The 17,470-nt window shown below is 69.3% G+C and carries 20 protein-coding genes, 1 tRNA gene and 1 pseudogene; 10 read left to right on the top strand and 12 right to left on the bottom strand.

What is annotated here, in order from left to right; translation table 11 throughout:
• Window positions 1-149 precede the first annotated feature (149 nt).
• Both VGO10_RS17335 and VGO10_RS17330 read right to left on the bottom strand, forming a co-directional pair.
• Window positions 150-488 carry a metalloregulator ArsR/SmtB family transcription factor gene (locus tag VGO10_RS17335; RefSeq protein WP_327470670.1) on the bottom strand — a complete coding sequence of 113 codons (339 nt, stop codon included), beginning with the start codon at window positions 486-488 and terminating at the stop codon, window positions 150-152.
• Window positions 489-499: 11 nt separating this feature from the next.
• Window positions 500-1,057 carry a cation diffusion facilitator family transporter gene (locus VGO10_RS17330; protein ID WP_327470668.1) on the bottom strand — a complete coding sequence of 186 codons (558 nt, stop codon included), beginning with the start codon at window positions 1,055-1,057 and terminating at the stop codon, window positions 500-502.
• A 292-nt stretch (window positions 1,058-1,349) separates the two neighbouring features.
• On the opposite strand from VGO10_RS17330, the gene VGO10_RS17325 reads away from it, so the two are divergent.
• The 5 genes and pseudogenes from VGO10_RS17325 (at window position 1,350) to VGO10_RS17310 (ending at window position 3,708) form a co-directional block, all read left to right on the top strand.
• Window positions 1,350-1,703: a metalloregulator ArsR/SmtB family transcription factor gene (locus VGO10_RS17325; protein WP_327470666.1), complete on the top strand. Its 354-nt coding sequence runs from the start codon at window positions 1,350-1,352 to the stop codon at window positions 1,701-1,703.
• Window positions 1,704-1,855: 152 nt separating this feature from the next.
• Window positions 1,856-2,593, top strand: a complete 738-nt coding sequence (gene arsM, locus VGO10_RS17320) for an arsenite methyltransferase (RefSeq protein ID WP_414642256.1) — start codon at window positions 1,856-1,858, stop codon at window positions 2,591-2,593.
• Entirely contained in the window at window positions 2,590-3,312 is a 723-nt protein-coding gene (locus tag VGO10_RS17315; protein WP_327470662.1) for an MIP/aquaporin family protein, read from the top strand. The genes arsM and VGO10_RS17315 overlap by 4 nt, the downstream gene beginning before the upstream one ends.
• Window positions 3,312-3,449: pseudogene (locus VGO10_RS21760) on the top strand (heat-shock protein HtpX); the annotation flags it as partial. The gene VGO10_RS17315 and the pseudogene VGO10_RS21760, both read left to right, overlap by 1 nt.
• Window positions 3,450-3,507: 58 nt before the next feature.
• Window positions 3,508-3,708, top strand: coding sequence for a hypothetical protein (locus tag VGO10_RS17310; protein WP_327470660.1), 201 nt, complete (start codon window positions 3,508-3,510; stop codon window positions 3,706-3,708).
• Between the two features lie 36 nt (window positions 3,709-3,744).
• Here VGO10_RS17310 and VGO10_RS17305 read toward each other — a convergent pair whose 3' ends face one another.
• The 3 genes from VGO10_RS17305 to VGO10_RS17295 all read right to left on the bottom strand — a co-directional run bounded on the left by VGO10_RS17305 (window position 3,745) and on the right by VGO10_RS17295 (window position 5,195).
• Entirely contained in the window at window positions 3,745-4,389 is a 645-nt protein-coding gene (locus VGO10_RS17305) for a cation transporter (protein ID WP_414642255.1), read from the bottom strand.
• A gap of 32 nt (window positions 4,390-4,421) precedes the next feature.
• Window positions 4,422-4,787, bottom strand: a complete 366-nt coding sequence (locus tag VGO10_RS17300; protein WP_327470656.1) for a metalloregulator ArsR/SmtB family transcription factor — start codon at window positions 4,785-4,787, stop codon at window positions 4,422-4,424.
• 335 nt (window positions 4,788-5,122) lie between these two features.
• Window positions 5,123-5,195: transfer RNA gene (locus VGO10_RS17295), tRNA-His, on the bottom strand.
• Window positions 5,196-5,282: 87 nt separating this feature from the next.
• Here VGO10_RS17295 and VGO10_RS17290 point away from each other — a divergent pair.
• On the top strand, window positions 5,283-6,002 hold the full coding sequence (locus VGO10_RS17290; protein WP_327470654.1) for a DUF892 family protein: 720 nt from the start codon (window positions 5,283-5,285) through the stop codon (window positions 6,000-6,002).
• Window positions 6,003-6,052: 50 nt separating this feature from the next.
• Here the strand turns inward: VGO10_RS17290 and VGO10_RS17285 are convergent, their stop codons facing one another.
• Genes VGO10_RS17285 through VGO10_RS17275 form a run of 3 tightly spaced genes read right to left on the bottom strand, consistent with a single transcriptional unit; the run spans window position 6,053 to window position 8,757 of the window.
• On the bottom strand, window positions 6,053-6,700 hold the full coding sequence (locus VGO10_RS17285) for an HAD hydrolase-like protein (protein WP_327470738.1): 648 nt from the start codon (window positions 6,698-6,700) through the stop codon (window positions 6,053-6,055).
• A complete protein-coding gene (locus tag VGO10_RS17280; RefSeq protein ID WP_327470652.1) occupies window positions 6,700-7,656 on the bottom strand; it encodes a hypothetical protein in 957 nt (318 codons plus the stop codon). The genes VGO10_RS17285 and VGO10_RS17280 overlap by 1 nt, the downstream gene beginning before the upstream one ends.
• A gap of 42 nt (window positions 7,657-7,698) precedes the next feature.
• Window positions 7,699-8,757, bottom strand: coding sequence for a hypothetical protein (locus tag VGO10_RS17275; RefSeq protein ID WP_327470650.1), 1,059 nt, complete (start codon window positions 8,755-8,757; stop codon window positions 7,699-7,701).
• Between the two features lie 103 nt (window positions 8,758-8,860).
• On the opposite strand from VGO10_RS17275, the gene VGO10_RS17270 reads away from it, so the two are divergent.
• Window positions 8,861-9,394 (top strand): HNH endonuclease signature motif containing protein, encoded by a 534-nt coding sequence (locus VGO10_RS17270; RefSeq protein WP_327470648.1) that lies wholly within the window; start codon window positions 8,861-8,863, stop codon window positions 9,392-9,394.
• Here the strand turns inward: VGO10_RS17270 and VGO10_RS17265 are convergent.
• Genes VGO10_RS17265 through VGO10_RS17255 form a run of 3 tightly spaced genes read right to left on the bottom strand, consistent with a single transcriptional unit; the run spans window position 9,391 to window position 13,623 of the window.
• Window positions 9,391-10,908, bottom strand: a complete 1,518-nt coding sequence (locus VGO10_RS17265; RefSeq protein WP_327470646.1) for an NAD(P)/FAD-dependent oxidoreductase — start codon at window positions 10,906-10,908, stop codon at window positions 9,391-9,393. The genes VGO10_RS17270 and VGO10_RS17265 overlap by 4 nt on opposite strands.
• The gene (locus VGO10_RS17260; RefSeq protein ID WP_327470644.1) at window positions 10,905-12,056 is read right to left on the bottom strand and encodes a hypothetical protein; all 1,152 of its coding nucleotides are present in this window, start codon (window positions 12,054-12,056) and stop codon (window positions 10,905-10,907) included. The genes VGO10_RS17265 and VGO10_RS17260 overlap by 4 nt, the downstream gene beginning before the upstream one ends.
• 58 nt (window positions 12,057-12,114) lie before the next feature.
• Entirely contained in the window at window positions 12,115-13,623 is a 1,509-nt protein-coding gene (locus tag VGO10_RS17255) for a DHA2 family efflux MFS transporter permease subunit (RefSeq protein WP_327470642.1), read from the bottom strand.
• A gap of 430 nt (window positions 13,624-14,053) precedes the next feature.
• Between VGO10_RS17255 and VGO10_RS17250 the strand changes: the two genes are divergently transcribed.
• Complete coding sequence (locus tag VGO10_RS17250) at window positions 14,054-14,644, top strand: hypothetical protein (RefSeq protein WP_327470640.1); 591 nt, start codon at window positions 14,054-14,056, stop codon at window positions 14,642-14,644.
• A gap of 48 nt (window positions 14,645-14,692) precedes the next feature.
• Here the strand turns inward: VGO10_RS17250 and VGO10_RS17245 are convergent, their stop codons facing one another.
• Window positions 14,693-15,121 carry a MarR family winged helix-turn-helix transcriptional regulator gene (locus VGO10_RS17245; protein WP_327470638.1) on the bottom strand — a complete coding sequence of 143 codons (429 nt, stop codon included), beginning with the start codon at window positions 15,119-15,121 and terminating at the stop codon, window positions 14,693-14,695.
• Window positions 15,122-15,185: 64 nt separating this feature from the next.
• On the opposite strand from VGO10_RS17245, the gene VGO10_RS17240 reads away from it, so the two are divergent.
• Window positions 15,186-16,910, top strand: coding sequence for an MFS transporter (locus VGO10_RS17240; RefSeq protein WP_327470636.1), 1,725 nt, complete (start codon window positions 15,186-15,188; stop codon window positions 16,908-16,910).
• Window positions 16,900-17,470, top strand: a 571-nt coding sequence (locus tag VGO10_RS17235) for an MBL fold metallo-hydrolase (protein WP_327470634.1), incomplete at its 3' end; no start/stop codon positions are given. The genes VGO10_RS17240 and VGO10_RS17235, both read left to right, overlap by 11 nt.

The raw sequence follows: 17,470 nt of genomic DNA, 5'->3' as shown, positions 1-17,470 counted from the left end.
ACGGCTATGACGAGGCGCCGGCTGGGCGGACTTGTGCCCTCATCTGCCGGTGAAGAGCGGCCTCGTCACAGCGTCTGAGTCGATGATCGAGCCCGCCGGAAATCCTGCGAGGACATGTGCTGCATGACGTCTCCGGCAGACGGTCTGGATCAGGCTCGCGGTGGGTTGACGTGCTCGTGGTGGTTGCGCAGCGCGGCGAGCAGGTCAGGCAGGTGGTGGTCGAAGAGGCGGTAGTGGGCGTGGCGGCCGTCGCGACGTACGGCGACCAGTCGCTGCTGGCGTAGGAGGCGCAGCTGATGGGAGACCGCGCTTTGCTCCATGTCGATCGCGGCGCCGAGCTGCTCGACGGTCTGCTCGCCATCGATCAACGCCCATAACAACCGCAGGCGACTGGCCGAGCCGAAGGCGCGCAGCGCCTCGGCGAGGCGCTCGGCCTCCTCGAGGTCGAGCGGCCGGCCGGCGTCGCGATGCTGAGAAGGCTCGGGCATGCAAGCCCAATCTAGGTGACGGGCTCGCCGGGGTCGGTCTTGATCGTCTGGATCGACTGCCAGGTGATGCGCAGGATCACGCCGGTGATGACGAGGCCGATCAGCGGATCGCCGAGGCGAAACCTCAGGGCGACGCTGGCCGCGCTGGCGACCACGGCGAGGCTGACGAACCCGTCTACGCGGGCGTGATGGCCGTCGGCGATCAGCGCCGGGCTGCTCATTCGCCGCCCACCGTGCAGCCGCACCTGTGCGGCGATCTCGTTGCCGGCGAAGCCGACCAGGCCGGCCAGGGCCAGCGTCCCGAGGTGGTCGAGATCCTGGGGATGGATCAGCCGCGAGATCGCCTCGAACCCGGCCACACAGGCGCTGACGAAGATCGTCGCCACGACGAAGTACCCCGCGCGCTTCTCCGCGACGAACGACCGCAGCAAGAACGCGATACCCAACGGGATCGCCGTCAGCGCGTCTCCGGCGTTGTGGATGAGGTCGGCCAGCAGCGCGATGCTGCCCGTGCTGGCGAAGACCACAGCCTGCGCGATCGCGGTCACCAGCAATACCGCCAGGCTCACCCCGACAACGCGTAGCCCGTCCCGCGAGCGCGTGATCGAGCGATCGACCAGACCGTGGCTGTGACCGTGGCCCTGGGCGTCGTGGTCATGTCCATGTTCTTGGTGGCCTTGACCGCTTGCTGGAGCGTGGATCATCTGAATACATGATAGGACGCTCATGTGTACCCAGGCCCCGGCCGGATCCACCATCGCGCTGGCTCGGCCCTGGCTGCTTGATCAGCCGTACGGTCAGGCACGAAGATAGATAACCGATTGGCTTGTTCATAACCGTTTTGTTTTGTATGGTGGCGGCGTGAGCACCGCCCTTCCCGTCATCAGTCCCCGCGAGCGTCAGGCCGGCGGGTGCTGTGTGGCGCCGGTCCAGCCGGACTTGACCGCCGATGCGGCGGTTGCGCTGGCGGCGACGGTCAAGGCGCTGGCCGACCCGACGCGGCTGCGGATCGTGGACACGCTGCGCAAGGCGGCGCCCGAGGCGGTCTGCCAGTGCGAGCTGATGCCGCTGTTCGACATGTCGCAGCCCGCGCTGTCTAAGCACCTCAAGGTGCTGGTCGGCGCCGGGGTGATCGGGACCGAGCGGCGAGGACTGTGGGCCTACTACTACATGTTGCCGGGATCGACCGAGGAGCTGATCGCGTGGCTGACGTGACGTCATCGGAGTGCTGCGTGCCCGCCGCGCAGGCGAGCTGCTGCGAACCGGGGGACAAGGCCGGCGGCTGTTGTGACCCGGCCGTGCACGCAGCGGGTAGCTGCGGGTGCTCGACCGGACAGGCTGCCCCGACCGCACCGACCGAAGGTGACGTGCGCGAGGTCGTGCGCGAGCGCTACGCCGCCGCGGCGCGCGCGGCCGGGTCCGGCGACGGGTGCTGCTCGGCGGTGGCGTTGACCGACGCCGCCGGCGTCGAGGTCTTCGGCAACGCCGTCTATGCCGGGGCCGAGGTCGACGGTGCGATTGGCGACGCGCTGAGCGCCTCGCTGGGATGCGGTGTGCCGACCGCCGTGGCTGACCTGCATCCCGGCGAGGTCGTGCTCGATCTCGGCGCCGGAGCGGGCGCCGACGTGCTGATCTCCGCGCGGCGGGTCGGGCCGACCGGCAAGGCGTACGGGTTGGACATGACCGACGAGATGCTGGAGCTGGCGCGCGCCAACGCCGCCGCGGCGGGCGCGGCGAACGTCGAGTTCCTCAAGGGCTACATCGAGGACGTCCCGCTGCCCGACGCCACGGTCGACGTGGTCATCTCCAACTGCGTCATCAACCTGGCCGGCGACAAGAACCTGGTGTTCGCCGAAGCCGCACGCGTCCTGAAGCCCGGCGGGCGATTCGCCGTCTCCGACGTCATCGCCGACGCCGGCATGGACGACGCGACCCGCGCCGACATGGCCGCATGGACGGGCTGCATCGCCGGAGCACTTACGCGCGAGGAGTTCGAGGACGGGTTAGGCGCGGCCGGCTTCGAGGACATCGACATCCGCGAGACCCACCGCGTCCACACGCACGCCGCCTCGGCCATCATCCGCGCCCGCAAGACCGCCGCGTGACCGAGCTGCGCCGGCGCCTGCTGGCCGAGCTGCTGGGCTCGGCACTACTGGCCGCGATCGTCATCGGGTCGGGCATCGCTGCCGCTCGCCTCTCGCCCGACGACACGGGCTTGCAGCTCCTCGAGAACGCCGCCGCGACCGCCACCGGCCTCTTCGCGATCATCCTCATGTTCGGCCCGATCTCCGGCGCGCACTTCAACCCGGTCGTGTCACTGGTCGACGCCGCGTTCGGCGGCATCTCGCGCCGCGACGCGCTGGCCTACATCCCAGCGCAGGTCGCCGGATGCATCGCAGGCGCGGTCCTCGCCAACGCGATGTTCGCCAAGGCGGCCATGAGCATCGCCACCACCCATCGCGCGACCGGCGCGCACCTGCTCGCCGAGGCCGTCGCCACGGTCGGGCTGCTGTTGGTGATCTTCTCGCTAGCGCGCACCGGCCGCGGCGCGAGCGCCCCGGCGGCGGTCGGCGCCTACATCGGCGCCGCCTACTGGTTCACCAGCTCGACCAGCTTCGCCAACCCGGCAATCACGGTCGGGCGGATGTTCTCCGACAGCTTCGCCGGGATCGCCCCCGCGTCAGCGCCCGCCTACGTCGTCGCGCAACTCGTCGGCGGCGCGCTCGCCCTCGCGCTGATCCGCGCCCTGTATCCCGGCGTCACGCCGCAGGAGGCCGCCGAGGTCCTCGTCCCGCACCCCGAGCCCGCGAAGGCCACGGTCTGATGTCCACCGTGTTGTTCGTCTGCCTGCACAACGCCGGGCGCTCCCAGATGAGCCGCGCCCTCTTCGACCAAGCCACCGAAGGTCACCACCACGCGCTGAGCGCGGGCAGCGTCGCCGACCCCGACGGCCACGTCCACCCCGAGGTCGTAGAGGTCATGCGCGAGGTCAGCGTCGACCTGGCCGACGTCCGCCCCCGTGCGCCTGACGCGCGAGCTGGCCGAGCAAGCCGACGTCGTGGTCACGATGGGCTGCGGCGACGCCTGCCCCTACATCCCCGGCAAGCGCTACATCGACTGGGACCTCCCCGACCCCAAAGGACGGCCCGTCGCAGAAGTCCGCGCCATCCGCGACGAGATCGCCCGGCGCGTCACCGAACTACTGGCCGAACTGGAGTAAGCAGCTGTCAGGGAAGACGGCGCGAGCGAAGTCCGGTCAGCAGCATTCGCAGACCTCGCCACGCCACGCATCGCGTCCTTCCTTGACCGCGACGAAGGCAATGAACAACCCGATGAGCGGGTCCAGCCACCACGCTCCAACCGAAGCGTTGGCGGCCAAACCAACCAGGACAGCCGCAGCCTGAACGCCGCACAAGACGTTCTGCGTTCCCTCCCCAGCGGTCGCACCCGAGCCAAGACGCTGGGCCAGGTTGTGCTTGGCCTTCCCCAAGAGCGGCATGAGGACGACGCTGGTCGCCGTGAGCGCCATGCCGATCGTCGTCACGTCGGCGTGGCCACCGTCGATCAGCGTCCGGACGCTCTCGACGACGACGTAGGGCGCCAGGACAAAGAACTGCAGCGCAACGAGTCGCTGTGCGCGGTGCTCGGCGGTGTCAGACAGACGCCGGTCACCGGTAAAGCGCCAGACGACCACCACCGACGCCAGACCTTCGATAAACGAGGCCAGGCCCCACCCAACGAGCGCAACCGAGCCAGCGGCCAGCCCCTGCCAGATGCCGACGCCGCCCTCGACAGCCATGTAAGCGAGGCTGATCCACGACAGGAGCACCGCCCAATGCGCCGCCCCCTCCCAACTCGCATCACGCTGTGGTGAAGGCGCGAGGCTCGCGGACGTCGGCAGGACCACGGGGAGCTGAAAAGCGCCGTCTCGACTCATGCCGTTACCTCGGATCGGTGGGGGAGCACGGCGACCAGCAGCGCTGACCCGATCTCGGTCAGCTCATACATCACCATCTTGCCGTCGCGGCGCGAGTGAACGAGACCGGCGGTCCGGAGTTGACGCACGTGGTGGGAGACGAGCTTGTCGGATCGCTCGGTCACCCAAGCCAGGTCACAGACGCAGAGCTCGCCGCCGTCTCGCAGCGCGGTCGCGACCGTCAGGCGCGTCGGGTCGCCGAGCGCCTTGGCGGCGCCGGCCGCGACCTTGAGAGCCGTCGCGTCAGGGCGCGCCTGGCGTAGCGCCTCAGCCTTGGGCAAGTCCAAGCACAACAGGCCGCAGTGATCGTGCTCGTCGCTCATCCATACATTCTAACGGATATACGGATATTGTTCAGGCCGCCGGCAAGACGTACCTCTGAACTCGTGGTTCGCTTCGTCCGAGTCGCCCGACAGAAGGCCGTAGAAGCGCCACAGTCGCCTTCCCACAATTCCAGGCGACCGCAACAGCTCCAGAACCCGAGATCGCGCCGTCTGCCCACGCGGCGCCAACCGGCAAAGTGCGCCGCGGATTGGCGCCGATGAGGCCCGATTCACGGCGTTTCAGGCACTAGTGCCTGAGTTTGAGAAGGCCTACAACCCGCCTCCTCCCCACCCCACAACGACAAAAGCCCCGCAAAACGAGGCTTCTCTCTGAGGGTGAGCGACGGGACTCGAACCCGCGACCGCCTGGACCACAACCAGGAGCTCTACCAACTGAGCTACGCCCACCACGGACCGATCGCAGTGTAGACGGTCGGCCGCGTGGGAACTGCGCAGGGGTAGGTCTACCGTCATCGAGGAGGAGCGCACATCACCATGGCCCCTGAGCCGACCACCCGTGAAGCCAAGCTGATCCAGTACCTCAACGAGGCGTACGGCAAGGAGAAGGAGCTCGAGACGGCGCTGAAGGCGCACATCTCGATGACCTCGCGCGACGCCTACAAGAAGCGGCTGCGCGAGCACCTCAAGGAGACCTCAGCGCAGGCCAAGGGCCTCGAGCGGCGGATCAAGCAGCTCGGCGGCAAGGCCGAGGCCGTGAACCTCCCCGGCCCAGACGTCGCGTCCGAGGCCGCGGCGAAGGTGACGGCCGCCGCCAAGAAGGGGGTCGCGCTCGCCCAGGGCCCGCTGCACGCGATCCGCGGGACGGGCGAGGCCGAGAAGCTCCTCAAGAACGCCAAGACGGAGCTCTTCAACGAGTTCGAGGAGATCGCCAACTACCTCGCGATCGAGGAGCTCGCCAACGGCCTGTATGACCGCGACACCGCGAAGCTCGCCAGGGAGTTCCGCCGCCAGGAGGAGCGGATGGCCGGCTTCCTGCAGAAGCTGATCCCGCAGCTGGCCAAGCAGGTCGTGCGTGACGAGGTTCCCCCGCGCGAGCGCAAGCCCGCCACCGCGGCGGCAACCCGCACAGCGACGACGACCCGCACGCCGCGAGCCGCAGCCGCCAAGCCGAAGACCGCCGCCGCCAAGAAGCCCGCGACCCGCACCCGCACGAAGGCGGCCGCCGCGTCCGCCTCGCGCGCGAAGAAGTCCTAGAACATCGGCGCGGCGGCGAGACCACCCGCCGCCGCGCCGCCGAGCGTGCCCTAGCCCCCGAGCAACCCCACCAACTCGCCCGGCTCCTCCACGACCGCAACAGCACCCGCCTCGCGCAGCTCCTGCTCGCTGCCAATCCCCCACAGGACCCCAACGCACGGCAGCTCCTGCGCCCGGGCACCCAGCACGTCGAACTTGCGATCCCCCACCATCACCGCCCGGCGCGCATGCGGCAGCCCCTCCAGCGCCCGCGCGATCGTCAGCGACTTCGCCTCATCGCGCGCCTGCAGCGACGGCCCGTACACCGCCTGGAAGCGATCGCGCAACCCCAACTGCTCCAACAACGGCTCCGCCAAGGCCTGGGACTTCGACGTCGCGACCACCAGCGGCATCCGCGCCGCCAGCACGTCCAGCGCCTCCGGAATCCCATCGAAGACGGCGCTCTCGGCCGCCATCGTCGCTCGGTAGCGCGCGCGGTAGGACACCACCAACGCGTCGACCTGCTCCTCCTGCGCGGCAAACAGCGCCATCGTCCGATGCAGCGGCGGACCGAGATGGGGCAGCAGCTCGGCGACATCCCGCTGCGGGAGGCCGTGCTCGCCGAGCGCCGCGTTGATCGACGCCACGAACGCCACCCGCGAGTCGACGAGCACACCGTCGAGGTCGAACAACACGGCATCGGCGCCGGTCAAGTCCATCACCTTGCCGCCTTCCTGACGCTGTACCGCCGGACCGCGGCGCCCGCACCTTCCGGGATCGTGAAGAACGACCGACCGTCGCGGCTCAGCGCGAGCGACTCGCCTTGCCCCTCGAGCCCGAGTTGCGCGCTCCCGACGCACGGCTTGCGTGCCAGCGTCGCCGCCAGCGACGCGCCCGGCTTGCGCGCCCACACATACAACGCCGTGTAGGTGCGGACCGCGACCGTGCGCCCATCGGCGCTCACGTCGCCCGCCGTCGCCAACCCACCCAAGCCGAGACGCAGGTCCCCCGTATGACGGAGCACCGCCTCTCCCGGCGCATCGCGCTCCGGCGCCCGGCCCACGTACACCCCGGAACGACCATCGAGCCGCTTGGTGACGATCACGATCTCCCCCGTCGACCGGTCGGCGAGCAGCGTCTCGGCATCGTGCGCGCCATCGGGATACGTCAGCCGTAGACGTGTGGCAGCGTCCGTCGTCGACGGCCCGTCGACCAGCCGGGGTTCGGGCACGCGATAGATGTCAATGTCCTTGCGAACGGAATTGTTGTCGCCGATGTCGCCGAGCAGGAGATCGCCGCCGGGCCCGACCGCGATGTCCTCCCAGTCGGTCGCCTCGGCGCCCGGGACGTCCAGCGACGCGATGAGCGACCCGTCGCTGCGCAGCGCGAAGATCCGCGCGCGGTCGCCGGAGTCGTTGTGCGCCCACAACACGCCGGGCTGTGTCGGACTGGCAACGAGGCCGGAGATCTCGGTCGCCTCGGGCGCGGCAAGCCTTCCGGTCACTGCCATGCGCAGCCTGCCGCAGAGCGGCGGCGCCGCGGCAGGCTTCTTCGCGACAGCGGTGCTGGTCGTGCCCGTCGTCGCCGGCGCGTCGCCGCTGCCGCACGCAGCCACACCCAGGCCCACACCGGCGGCGAAGACGACAAGCAGCTGGGCTCGGCGGGAGGACGGCATGGCGCGCCGCCACCCTATCCCGCAAAGCGGTCGTCGGCGGGCTCAGCGTGCGCGCGTCGCGGTCAAGCGACGGGGCGACAACGTGCGGACGTTGCCGGCCGTGTCGCGAAGGCGCGTCGTCAAGGTAAGCGTGGTGGACTTCGACCGCGCCAGGCGGCGCCGGCCGCTCTTGGAGAGCGCGAGCCGAAGCGTCACCGCGCCGGCCTTCTTGGCGGACTTCGACGCCGTCGCGACGGTCGTCTTCCCGGACACCAGGCGCTCGGTGACCGTGCCCGGCTCGTTGACCGTCACCGAGACGGTGAAGGTCCCGGCGACCAAAGCCTTGTACGCCGCGGTGGGCTTCGTGCGGACGGTGAGCCGCCCGAGCGGAGCGACGCTGTCGGCAGGCGCCGGTACACCAGAGGGGACAGAAGCCGGCGGCGTGGGATCCGGAACCGGCGGGGTCGGGAGAACCGGCGCGGGCGCGGGCGGCGCGGGCGGATCCTCCGGAGGCGTCACGACCGGACAGGTTCCGCCGACGACCGCGCTCAGCGCATCGAAGACGGTGAACTCCGCGTCGATCACGCGACCCTGGGACGCCTGTACGGTCCAGCCCGTCGTCAGCGCCTTGGCGAAGGAGCCCGAGTAGGTGATCCCGGCGCCGAAGCGCTGCACGGTCGGGACCGACTCGGCCCCCATGCTCGCACTGACGTCGACGGTCGCCCCTTCGTCGCGGGCGCCGCTGAACGCGGACGTGCCACACGACGGCGCCGTCAGCGTCGGATTGCCCGTGAACGTCGCCGTGTGCGTCGCCGACGTGGTCGTGTCGGTCAGCACGATCTCGTCACCGGGCAAGAGGGATGATGGGGTGAGGAGCACGAAGTCCGGCGCCTGCGTCGTGTCGACCGTCACGCCACCACGGATGAGGTCGAGCTGGAAGCCGTCTTGAATCTGGGTCGTGCCGTCCAGCGCGTATCCGCTGATCGACACGGTCCCATCGACCGCGCGTGCGGTTGACACGTACATCCGGGTCGCCGCCGAAGCCGATGCCGGCATCGCGAGCAGCAGAACAAGGATGACGGCACGCGTGACGAACCGTCCCATGCCTTTGCGATCGGCCATGCGCCCATGGTGCCTGATCCGCGCATCCCGCCGTCCGTCCGCGCGCTGACCGCTCGCACCGTCCGTTGCACGCTGTCGGATCCGCTGCGTAGCGTCGCGCATCATGCTCCGCGAGGCAAAGAACGCCGCCTGGACGCCAGCGGGCCGCTGGTGGTGGCGCCGCACCGTCTTCACCGCCGGCCGGCTGGTCGCCACCCGCGGACTGCGGCCCGCGGAACACGCAGCGCTCGAAATCGAACAGCGAGACACCGCGGTCGCGGTCCTTCAAGCGCCTGGCGGCCGCACCTACTGGTGGTGCATGGGCCGCTTCTTCTGGGAGGACGATGACCTCAGCCCCGACGACGTGTTCGCCTTGGTCTACGAACGCAACCACCGCGCGCAGCGGCGGTTGGCCCGCGCCCATCAGACCGTCGCCCTCGGCCAGGCGCCGCCTGCGCCCCGCCGCGAGACGATCTCCCGCGACGTCCGCCGCGCGGTCTGGGAACGCGACGGCGGCGCCTGCGTGCAGTGCGGCGACGCCTTCGAGCTCCAGTTCGACCACATCATCCCTGTCGCCTTCGGCGGCGCGACGACGCCGGAGAACCTCCAGGTCCTCTGCGGTCCGTGCAATCGCACCAAGGGCGCAGAGGTGGACTAGGGCCAGCGCCGCAACGCGGCCTGCGCCGCCGCATCCCCCGGCACCCCGTGCACGGCCCCGCCCGGGAACGCCGCCGCGCTCCCGAGGAACAGCCCCTTCAGCGGCGTGCGATACGGCGACAACGTCGGCACCGGGCGGAAGACCACCTGGCGCAGGACGTAACTCCCGCCACCGACGTCGCCCGCGACGAGGTTCGCATTCCGCGCCTCCAGATCGCGCGGCGATAGCACATGTCGCGCCAGCACCCGATCCCGGAACCCCGGCGCATACCGCTCCACCTGCGCTTCAACACGTTCAACTTGCCGCGCCGTCGCAACCTCATCCCACACCTCAAGGTCATGCGGCCCGTGCGTGTATGCCCACGCCGTGTGCTTGCCCGCCGGCGCGCGCGTCGGGTCGGCGACCGTTTGCTGCCCCAGCAACAGGAACGGCCGCTCCGGCAATCCGTGAGCCGACACCGCGATGGTGTCCAACAACTCCTCCTCGCCCCCACCGATGTGCACCGTGCCCGCGCCACGCACGCCCGGGTCGCTCCACGGAATCGGCCCATCGAGCGCCCAATCGAGCTTCAGCGTCGCGGGCCCGTAGACATAGCGCTTGATCAGCTCGCGGTACCACCGCGACAGCGCGTCGCCGCCCAACCGCGCCAGCGCATCCGGCATGACATCCGCAATAACAAGTTCCGCGCCGATCCACTCGCCCCCCGCAATCGTCACCCCCGTCACCCGACCGCCAGACGACGTCACCGCCTCCACCCGCGCACCGGTCCGGACCTCACCTCCCAGCGACTCGAGATACCCCACCAACGCACCCGCAAGCCGCCCCGCGCCCCCGCGCGGGCTCGGCCAGCCAACCGCGTGCCCCATCAGGTTCAGATACGCCGCCGCGATCGCGCTGCCAGCCCGCTCCGGCGGCGTGTCGCCATGCATCGCCGCGCCATGAAGCCACGCCCGCGCATCCCCGCCCGCAAACAGCCGCCGCGCCAGCCCCACGGAAGACTCCGGCAGCAGCCGCGCGAACCCCAGCGCGCCCAATGGCCCCATCGACGTCAACAGCTTCAAGGAGCCGCCGACGGGCGGGAAGCCGGCGAGCATCGTCGCGCGCAGCGCCTCCCAGGAGTTCAGAAACGGCTCCGCAAACGCCGCCCACGCCTCGCCGTCGCCGGAACGCCCGGCCTCCAGCGCCGCAACCGTCCGCGACATGTCCCGATACAGCACCGGCGCCGCCCGCCCGTCGGGCAGCGGCGTGGCGTAGCAGCTCTCCGGGTGCACCCATTCGAGCCCGTGCTCGGCCAGCGGCATCCGGGCAAAGACCGGCGACGCCGCCCCTGCCGGATAGACCGAGGAGAACACGTCGTGGTGAAAGCCCGGCAGCGTCAACTCCTCGGTGCGCACTGCCCCACCAGGACCGTCGGACGCCTCGAAGACCCCGACCGACCGCCCCGCCTCTGCCAGCCGGATCGCCGCCGCCAGCCCGTTCGGGCCAGAGCCGATAACAACGGTGTCGAAGCTCACGACGCGATCTGCAGCGCCAGTTGATGGAGCATGCTCAGCCGCTCGACCTCGCCCTGCCCCCAGAACGCATGCTGCGCTTCCCGTCCGGCGATGCGGTAGGCGCGGTCGATATGCCACGGCATCGGGTCCCACGTGCCGGCGGCCTTCACCCACGCCACGCCGTCCAACTCATACAACAACAGCCGGTTGTGGCCGTTGCCCATGAAGTGGCCCTGATGCGTCGTGAGGTCGAAGCCCACCAGCGGCGTCCCGCCGAGCGGCACCGCCCGCGGCTCCTCCTTGCCATAGCGCGCCAGCCCATCCTCGAGCGCGGCGAAATACGCCGCCAGCGCCTCCGGATCGTCCGGTGTGACCAGCGCCGTGATCGTCACATACCCGCGCGTGAAGATCGGTCGCCCGGAATCCGTCCCCGCCGCGACCTCGATCTCGAACGTCTGTCCGTCCAACCCACCGGCCCGCAGCGGCGTGAAGCGCCCGATCTCCGACGCGTAGTCCGGCCAGGTCTCGACGCGCGTCAACGCATCGATCACGGCGGCGGCTGACGGCATCCGCACCGGCGGATACGTGTGCCACGTCTGTTCTTCGAGTGGCGCGCTCTCCGGCGTCAGCTCGCCCATACGCGCGAGCACCCGCCGGCGCTCCGGGTTGTAAGCCTCGCGATCGGCGATGGTCGCAAAGCCGATCCCCCACCCTCGCCGCGCATCGTCGACGTAAGCCTCCGGGAACCAGTCGCCGAGCAGCTTCGCCGCGCCCTCCTCCAGCTGCCCGCGCGACAGCGTGCCACGCGCCGAGCGATCGGTCTGGAAGCGCTCGCTGCCGAAGGCCTTGTGGAAGGCAACGAGGTCAGACAGATGCAACCGCCGCTGCGTGTCCTTGTTGTACCAGTAGGTCGTCAGGACGCCGAAGGCGAAGCGCAGGTCGTCGACGTCGCGCTCCCCCACCGCCCGCCGGTAGTAAGCAGCGTTGAGGAAGTCGGTGACCCACGGCGCCGCGTCGCGCCCGGCGATCGAGGAGCCCGTCATCCGGGCGAAACGCAGCGGCCCGCTGCGAGGGACGTCGCGCTGTTGGGCCTCTACGTCCTCGTCGTCGAGGTGATCGGGAAGATCGTCCTCGGAGTCGCGATCGTCGCCGGGCGGGTGCTGGGTCATGGAAGTCTCCTTCGTCCGTACCCAGCCTCCCACACCCGGCACCACCCACGGGCGTCCCTCAGCCCACTTCGGCGTACGCGGCCTCGCGCTCTGGGACGTCCTCGCCGGCCTCGTCGGCCTCCGGCGCCCCATGCGGCGCCATCGCCACCGGCTTGATCACCGTCAGCGCCACGACCAGCGCGGCCAGCGCCAGACCGAGCGCGACGACGAACGCCAGCTGATACCCGCCCGTCAGCGCCTCGGCCGTCGACTTGCCCTGGGCGGTCAGCGTGTCAGAGCGCGTCGCCGACAGCGTCGCGAGCACGGCCAGCCCCAGCGCGCCGCCGACCTGCGCCGTCGTGTTGACCAGGCCTGACGCCAGCCCCGCGTCCTGCGGCTCGACACCGGACATCGCCAGCGTCATCAGCGCCGGGAACGCCGTGCCGCCGCCGATGCCGAACAGGACGATCGCCGGCAGCACATCGACGACGTAGGAGCCATCGGCCGAGACCTGCGTGAACCAGGCCAGCGCGCCGTTGATCAGCACGAGGCCGGGCACGAGCACGTTGCGCGCGCCGAAGCGCATGATCAACTTGTCCGTGTAGCCCAGCGACAGCGCGCCCATCGTGAGCGTCGCGGGCAGGAAGGCGAAGCCGATCTGCAGCGGGTCGTACTTCAACACGCGCTGCAGGTAGAGCGTGCCCATGAAGAACATGCCGAACATCCCGGCGACCGACAGGATCTGCACCAGGTTGGAGCCCGTGATGTTGCGCGAGCGGAAGATGCGCAGCGGCACGAGCGGCGCGGCCGCCGTCGCCTCACGGACCACGAAGGCCACCAGCAACGCGATCGCGACCGCGCCGAAGGCCAGCGTCGTGCCCGAGCCCCAGCCGTCCTCGGCCGCCGGCTTGACCATCGTGTAGACCAGCAGCATCAGCGCGCTGGTGATCAGCACGGCGCCCGCGATGTCGGTCCCGCCGGCGAAGCCGGCGCCCTTGTCATGCGGCAGCAGCCGCACGGCCAGCGCGGCGGTGACGATGCCGATCGGCACGTTGATGAAGAAGATCCAATGCCAGTTGATGGCGTCGGTCAGCACGCCGCCGGCCAGCAGGCCGATCGAGCCGCCCGCCGAGGCGACGAAGGCGAAGACGCCGATCGCCTTGGCCTGCTCGGCCGGCTTGGGGAACATCGTCACGATCATCCCGAGGATCACCGCGGACGTCATCGCGCCACCAATGCCCTGGACAAAGCGCGCGATGACGAGCATCGCCTCGCTGTTGGCCACGCCGCACACGATCGAGGAGAGCGTGAAGACGGCGAGCCCGGCGAGGAAGACGCCGCGCCGGGAGATCAGGTCGCCGAGCCGTCCCGCCAGCAGCAGCAGACCGCCGAAGGCGATCAGATAGGCGTTGACGACCCACGCCAGCGACGAGCTCGTAAAGCCCAGATCGGTCTGGATCGACGGCAGCGCGACGTTCACGACGGTCGTGTCGAGCACGATCATCAGCATCCCGACGCAGAGCACGATCAGCGCGATCCAGCGGGCGCGGTCGTCGTCTTGGGTGGGTTGGGCATTAGCGGCCATCATCGGGCTCCTGGTGCTCGGGGTTCCGAAAGGGGAGTTGGGGTCGTGCTTGCAATGAAGACGGGGCCGGCGCCCAGAACTCATCGCTGCCTATCCTCGAACGTACCGCGCCGGGCAGTGGAAGGTGGACAGCCACGAGGCCCTGCCAGCGGGCAGGGGTTGGGGGTTCCCCTGCTGAACATCGTGAGGCGCTGCCGACGCGGCGACCCCTGAGATACGCCTGATTCGGGTGACAAAGCCGCCGTGATTCCGGCCCCTGATCTGGGTCAAGCAGGGCCCGAAACGCCGGTTGACAACGTGAAGTTGCTGACGTCTACTTGGCGCGCTGAGCGCCGGTCCATCCATCAGATCCGGAGCGCCGCGCCACGACGTCGGCGCCCGGGACCGATCCAACAATCCCGGCGTCAGCCGGGAGCTCACAAGGAGCGTCCACATGTTGAAGAACTGCTCGAAGAGGAGCGTCCTGCTCATCGCCGCCGTCATGGCGGCCGCCGCACTTGCCGCGCCGTCGTTCGCATCGGCGTCCAGCTGGGGAGTCGTCGGCACGACTCACGTCCTCGATGCGACCAGCTACTCCACCAACATCGCGGCGATTGGAACCGGCACGGCCTGCTTCGGGCCGCGCATCCACTTGGATGTCCACTCGCCGCAGATCTTGACTATCACTGGCATCACTTTCGGGCACTGCACTGGAACAGGGAACGGAACCAACTGCACTGTGACTAAGAAGGCCACTAGCCTTCCGTGGATCGTGACTGTCCCCACGCCCACCACCATCACTATTCACAACTATCACGTGGACACGATCCTGGAGAACATCCCAGGAAATCCGACCGCTTGCGCCACCCCGACCGTCATCACTGAGTTCGGCTCGATACATGCGGGGGTCTGGGATCCGAGCGCCCATCAGATCACTTACACGAACGCCACTGGGTCGACTGCGGCCGTCGCTGGCCTGGGCACCTTCCCCCAGACGGTCAGCGCCACGCTCAGGGACACTACTCAGACGTTGACTGTGAACTAGGCGAACACCTGGCGTGGGTGCCGATCGCGCTGGTCGGCACCCGCGCCCCTACGCGCTCGCGATGCGGTCCAGCAGCGCCAGGACGCGCCGGATCTCGTCGCGCTGCGCCGCGTCGAGCTCGCGATCCAGCGTCTGACTCAGCCAGTCCTCGCGCGCCGCGCGCGAGGCCAGGATGCTCTCGCGCCCCGCGGGTGTGAGCTCGACGATCGCGCGGCGGCCATCTTGCGGATCAGGACGGCGGGTGACCAAGCCGGAGACCTCGAGCTCCTTGACCGTCTGGGCCATCGACTGCGGGCGCATGTGGTGGGCGGCCGCGAGCTCGCTCACGCTCGCCGGACCCTCGCGCTCCAGGCGACCGAGGACGGCGAGCTGCGGGATCGGCGGTCCGGGTTCGGCCCGCAACCGCCGTACGAGACGGCCGAGGGTCTCGCGCAGATCGTGGGCGAGCAGCGTGGTGGTTGGCGCCTTAACGGCCATGATGCGCAGTGTAACCGCCAACTCCGCAGGTCACCTGTACAGGTAGCCTGTATATTGTCGCGGAGTGCCCGCCACCGCGCATCCCGACCGCTACAAGTGGATCGCCCTCTCCAACGCCACGCTCGCCGTCCTCCTCGCGACGCTGGACGGCTCGATCACGATCATCGCGATGCCCGACATCTTCCGCGGCATCCACCTCGACCCGCTCGTCCCGGCCAACTCGTTCTACCTGCTCTGGATGATCTTGGGGTACCTGGTCGTGACCAGCGTGCTGATCGTCAGCCTCGGCCGCCTCGGCGACATGGTCGGCCGCGTCAAGATCTACAACCTGGGCTTCGTCATCTACACGGTGGCCTCGCTGCTACTGGCCATCGACTGGATGACCGGGCGCAACGGCGCGACGTACCTGATCGTCATGCGGCTCGTCCAGGGCGTCGGCGGCGCCTGCCTGCTGGCCAACGCGGCAGCGATCATCACCGATGCCTTCCCGACCCACCAGCGCGGGATGGCGTTGGGCATCAACAACATCGTCGGCGTCAGCGGCACGTTCATCGGCCTGGTGCTCGGCGGCATCCTCGCCCCCATCGACTGGCGGCTGGTCTTCCTGATCTCGGTGCCGGTCGGGATCTTCGGCACGGTCTGGGCCTACACCGGCCTGCGCGAGCTCAGCACGCCGCGCGCCGCCCGCGTCGACTGGGCCGGCAACCTGACGTTCGCGCTCGGCCTCGTGCTGCTGATGACCGCGGTGACCTACGGGATCCGTCCCGCGGGCGGGCACCCGATCGGCTGGGGCAGCGCCAAGGTGTTGGCGTTGCTCGCCGCGTCGGCCGCCTCGCTCGTCGCGTTCGTCGCGATCGAGCGGCGGGTGACCGACCCCATGTTCCGGCTGCCGCTCTTTCGCATTCGCGCGTTCACCTTCGGCACCCTGTCGACGTTCCTGTCCTCAGTCTCGCGCGGCGGCCTGATGTTCATGTTGATCATCTGGCTGCAGGGCATCTGGCTTCCCCAGCACGGCTACTCGTTTGAGCAGACGCCGCTTTGGGCCGGCATCTACATGCTTCCCCTGTCGATCGGAATGCTCGTTGCCGGGCCTGCGTCGGGCTACCTGTCGGACCGCTACGGCTCGCGCTGGTTCGCGACCGGCGGGATGCTCCTCACGGCTTTCAGCTTCGCGCTGCTCTACGTGCTGCCGACGAATTTCGATTACGGCACCTTCGCGGTCGTGCTCGCGCTGATGGGGATCTCCATGGGGATGTTCGTGTCGCCCAACCGCGCGTCGGTGATGAACAGCCTGCCGGCCGACCATCGCGGCGCTGGTGGTGGCATGAACCAGACCTTCCAGAACTCCGCCCAGGTGATGTCGATCGGGATCTTCTTCACACTGATGATCGTCGGCCTCGCGGCGACGCTGCCGTCGACGTTGAGTAGCGGCCTTCAGGCTCACGGAGTCGCGCCCGGGACCGCGCACCATGTCGCCAGTCTGCCGCCCGTGTCGATCCTGTTCGCGGCGTTCCTCGGCTATAACCCGGTCGAGCACCTGGTCGGCCCGCACGCACTTAATTCGCTCTCCGCCCACAACCACGCAGTGATCACCGGGCACGCGTTCTTCCCGGACCTGATCACGCCGGCCTTCCGTGACGGTCTCCACTACGCGTTCGCGTTTGCAATTGCGGCCTGCCTGATCGGCGCGGTGGCTTCGTTCATGCGGGGCGGCCGGCAGCCGGTCACCGAACCCGAGGCGCGAGTGGTCAAAGCCAAGCCTCAACTGGAGGAACAGCATGCAAGTTGACTGGTACGGACAGTCCACGTTCCGGCTGTCGGACGGCGATCAGACGGTGGCGATCGATCCTTTCGCCGACATGTCCGCGGCAGCCGCCCGCGGGATTCGCTTTGACTATCCACCGATCAGCGGCCTCGAAGCTGACCTGCTCCTGATCACGCACGAGCATGGCGATCACAACGGGGCCGAGGTGGTCGGCGGCGATCCGGTGATCCTGCGCTCGACAGCCGGTACTCACAAATCGCCGATCGGCGAGGTGATCGGAATCGCCTCCGAGCACGACGACGTCGCGGGCACACAGCGCGGTCCCAACACGATCTTCGCGTTCACGTTCGGCGGCGTTCGCGTCGCTCATTTCGGAGATTTCGGTCAGGCGGCGCTGCGGAACGCGCAGGCAGCCGCTCTGGGCCAGATCGATCTGCTGTTCATCCCAGTCGGCGGCGCTCCGACGATCGGCGCCGCGCAGGCAGTGCCGATTGCAGAGCAGCTCGGCGCCCAGTGGATCGTCCCGATGCATTACAGGACCGAGCGCATCAGCTTTCTCGAGCCGATCGATGAGCTGCTTGGGC

The organism is Baekduia sp., assembly GCF_035996765.1.
In the GTDB taxonomy this organism is placed as follows: domain Bacteria; phylum Actinomycetota; class Thermoleophilia; order Solirubrobacterales; family Solirubrobacteraceae; genus Baekduia.
Note: the sequence above shows the minus strand (reverse complement) of the source record. Positions and strands in the feature narration are given on the sequence as shown.

What these genes read in the sequence shown, in the direction of transcription:
- VGO10_RS17335 (WP_327470670.1), bottom strand. Translation starts at nt 488, where the DNA reads ATGCCCGAGCCTTCTCAGCATCGCGACGCCGGCCGGCCGCTCGACCTC.
- VGO10_RS17300 (WP_327470656.1), bottom strand. Translation starts at nt 4,787, where the DNA reads ATGAGCGACGAGCACGATCACTGCGGCCTGTTGTGCTTGGACTTGCCC.
- VGO10_RS17290 (WP_327470654.1), top strand. Translation starts at nt 5,283, where the DNA reads ATGGCCCCTGAGCCGACCACCCGTGAAGCCAAGCTGATCCAGTACCTC.
- VGO10_RS17285 (WP_327470738.1), bottom strand. Translation starts at nt 6,700, where the DNA reads ATGGACTTGACCGGCGCCGATGCCGTGTTGTTCGACCTCGACGGTGTG.
- VGO10_RS17280 (WP_327470652.1), bottom strand. Translation starts at nt 7,656, where the DNA reads ATGCCGTCCTCCCGCCGAGCCCAGCTGCTTGTCGTCTTCGCCGCCGGT.
- VGO10_RS17275 (WP_327470650.1), bottom strand. Translation starts at nt 8,757, where the DNA reads ATGGCCGATCGCAAAGGCATGGGACGGTTCGTCACGCGTGCCGTCATC.
- VGO10_RS17270 (WP_327470648.1), top strand. Translation starts at nt 8,861, where the DNA reads ATGCTCCGCGAGGCAAAGAACGCCGCCTGGACGCCAGCGGGCCGCTGG.
- VGO10_RS17260 (WP_327470644.1), bottom strand. Translation starts at nt 12,056, where the DNA reads ATGACCCAGCACCCGCCCGGCGACGATCGCGACTCCGAGGACGATCTT.
- VGO10_RS17255 (WP_327470642.1), bottom strand. Translation starts at nt 13,623, where the DNA reads ATGATGGCCGCTAATGCCCAACCCACCCAAGACGACGACCGCGCCCGC.
- VGO10_RS17250 (WP_327470640.1), top strand. Translation starts at nt 14,054, where the DNA reads ATGTTGAAGAACTGCTCGAAGAGGAGCGTCCTGCTCATCGCCGCCGTC.
- VGO10_RS17245 (WP_327470638.1), bottom strand. Translation starts at nt 15,121, where the DNA reads ATGGCCGTTAAGGCGCCAACCACCACGCTGCTCGCCCACGATCTGCGC.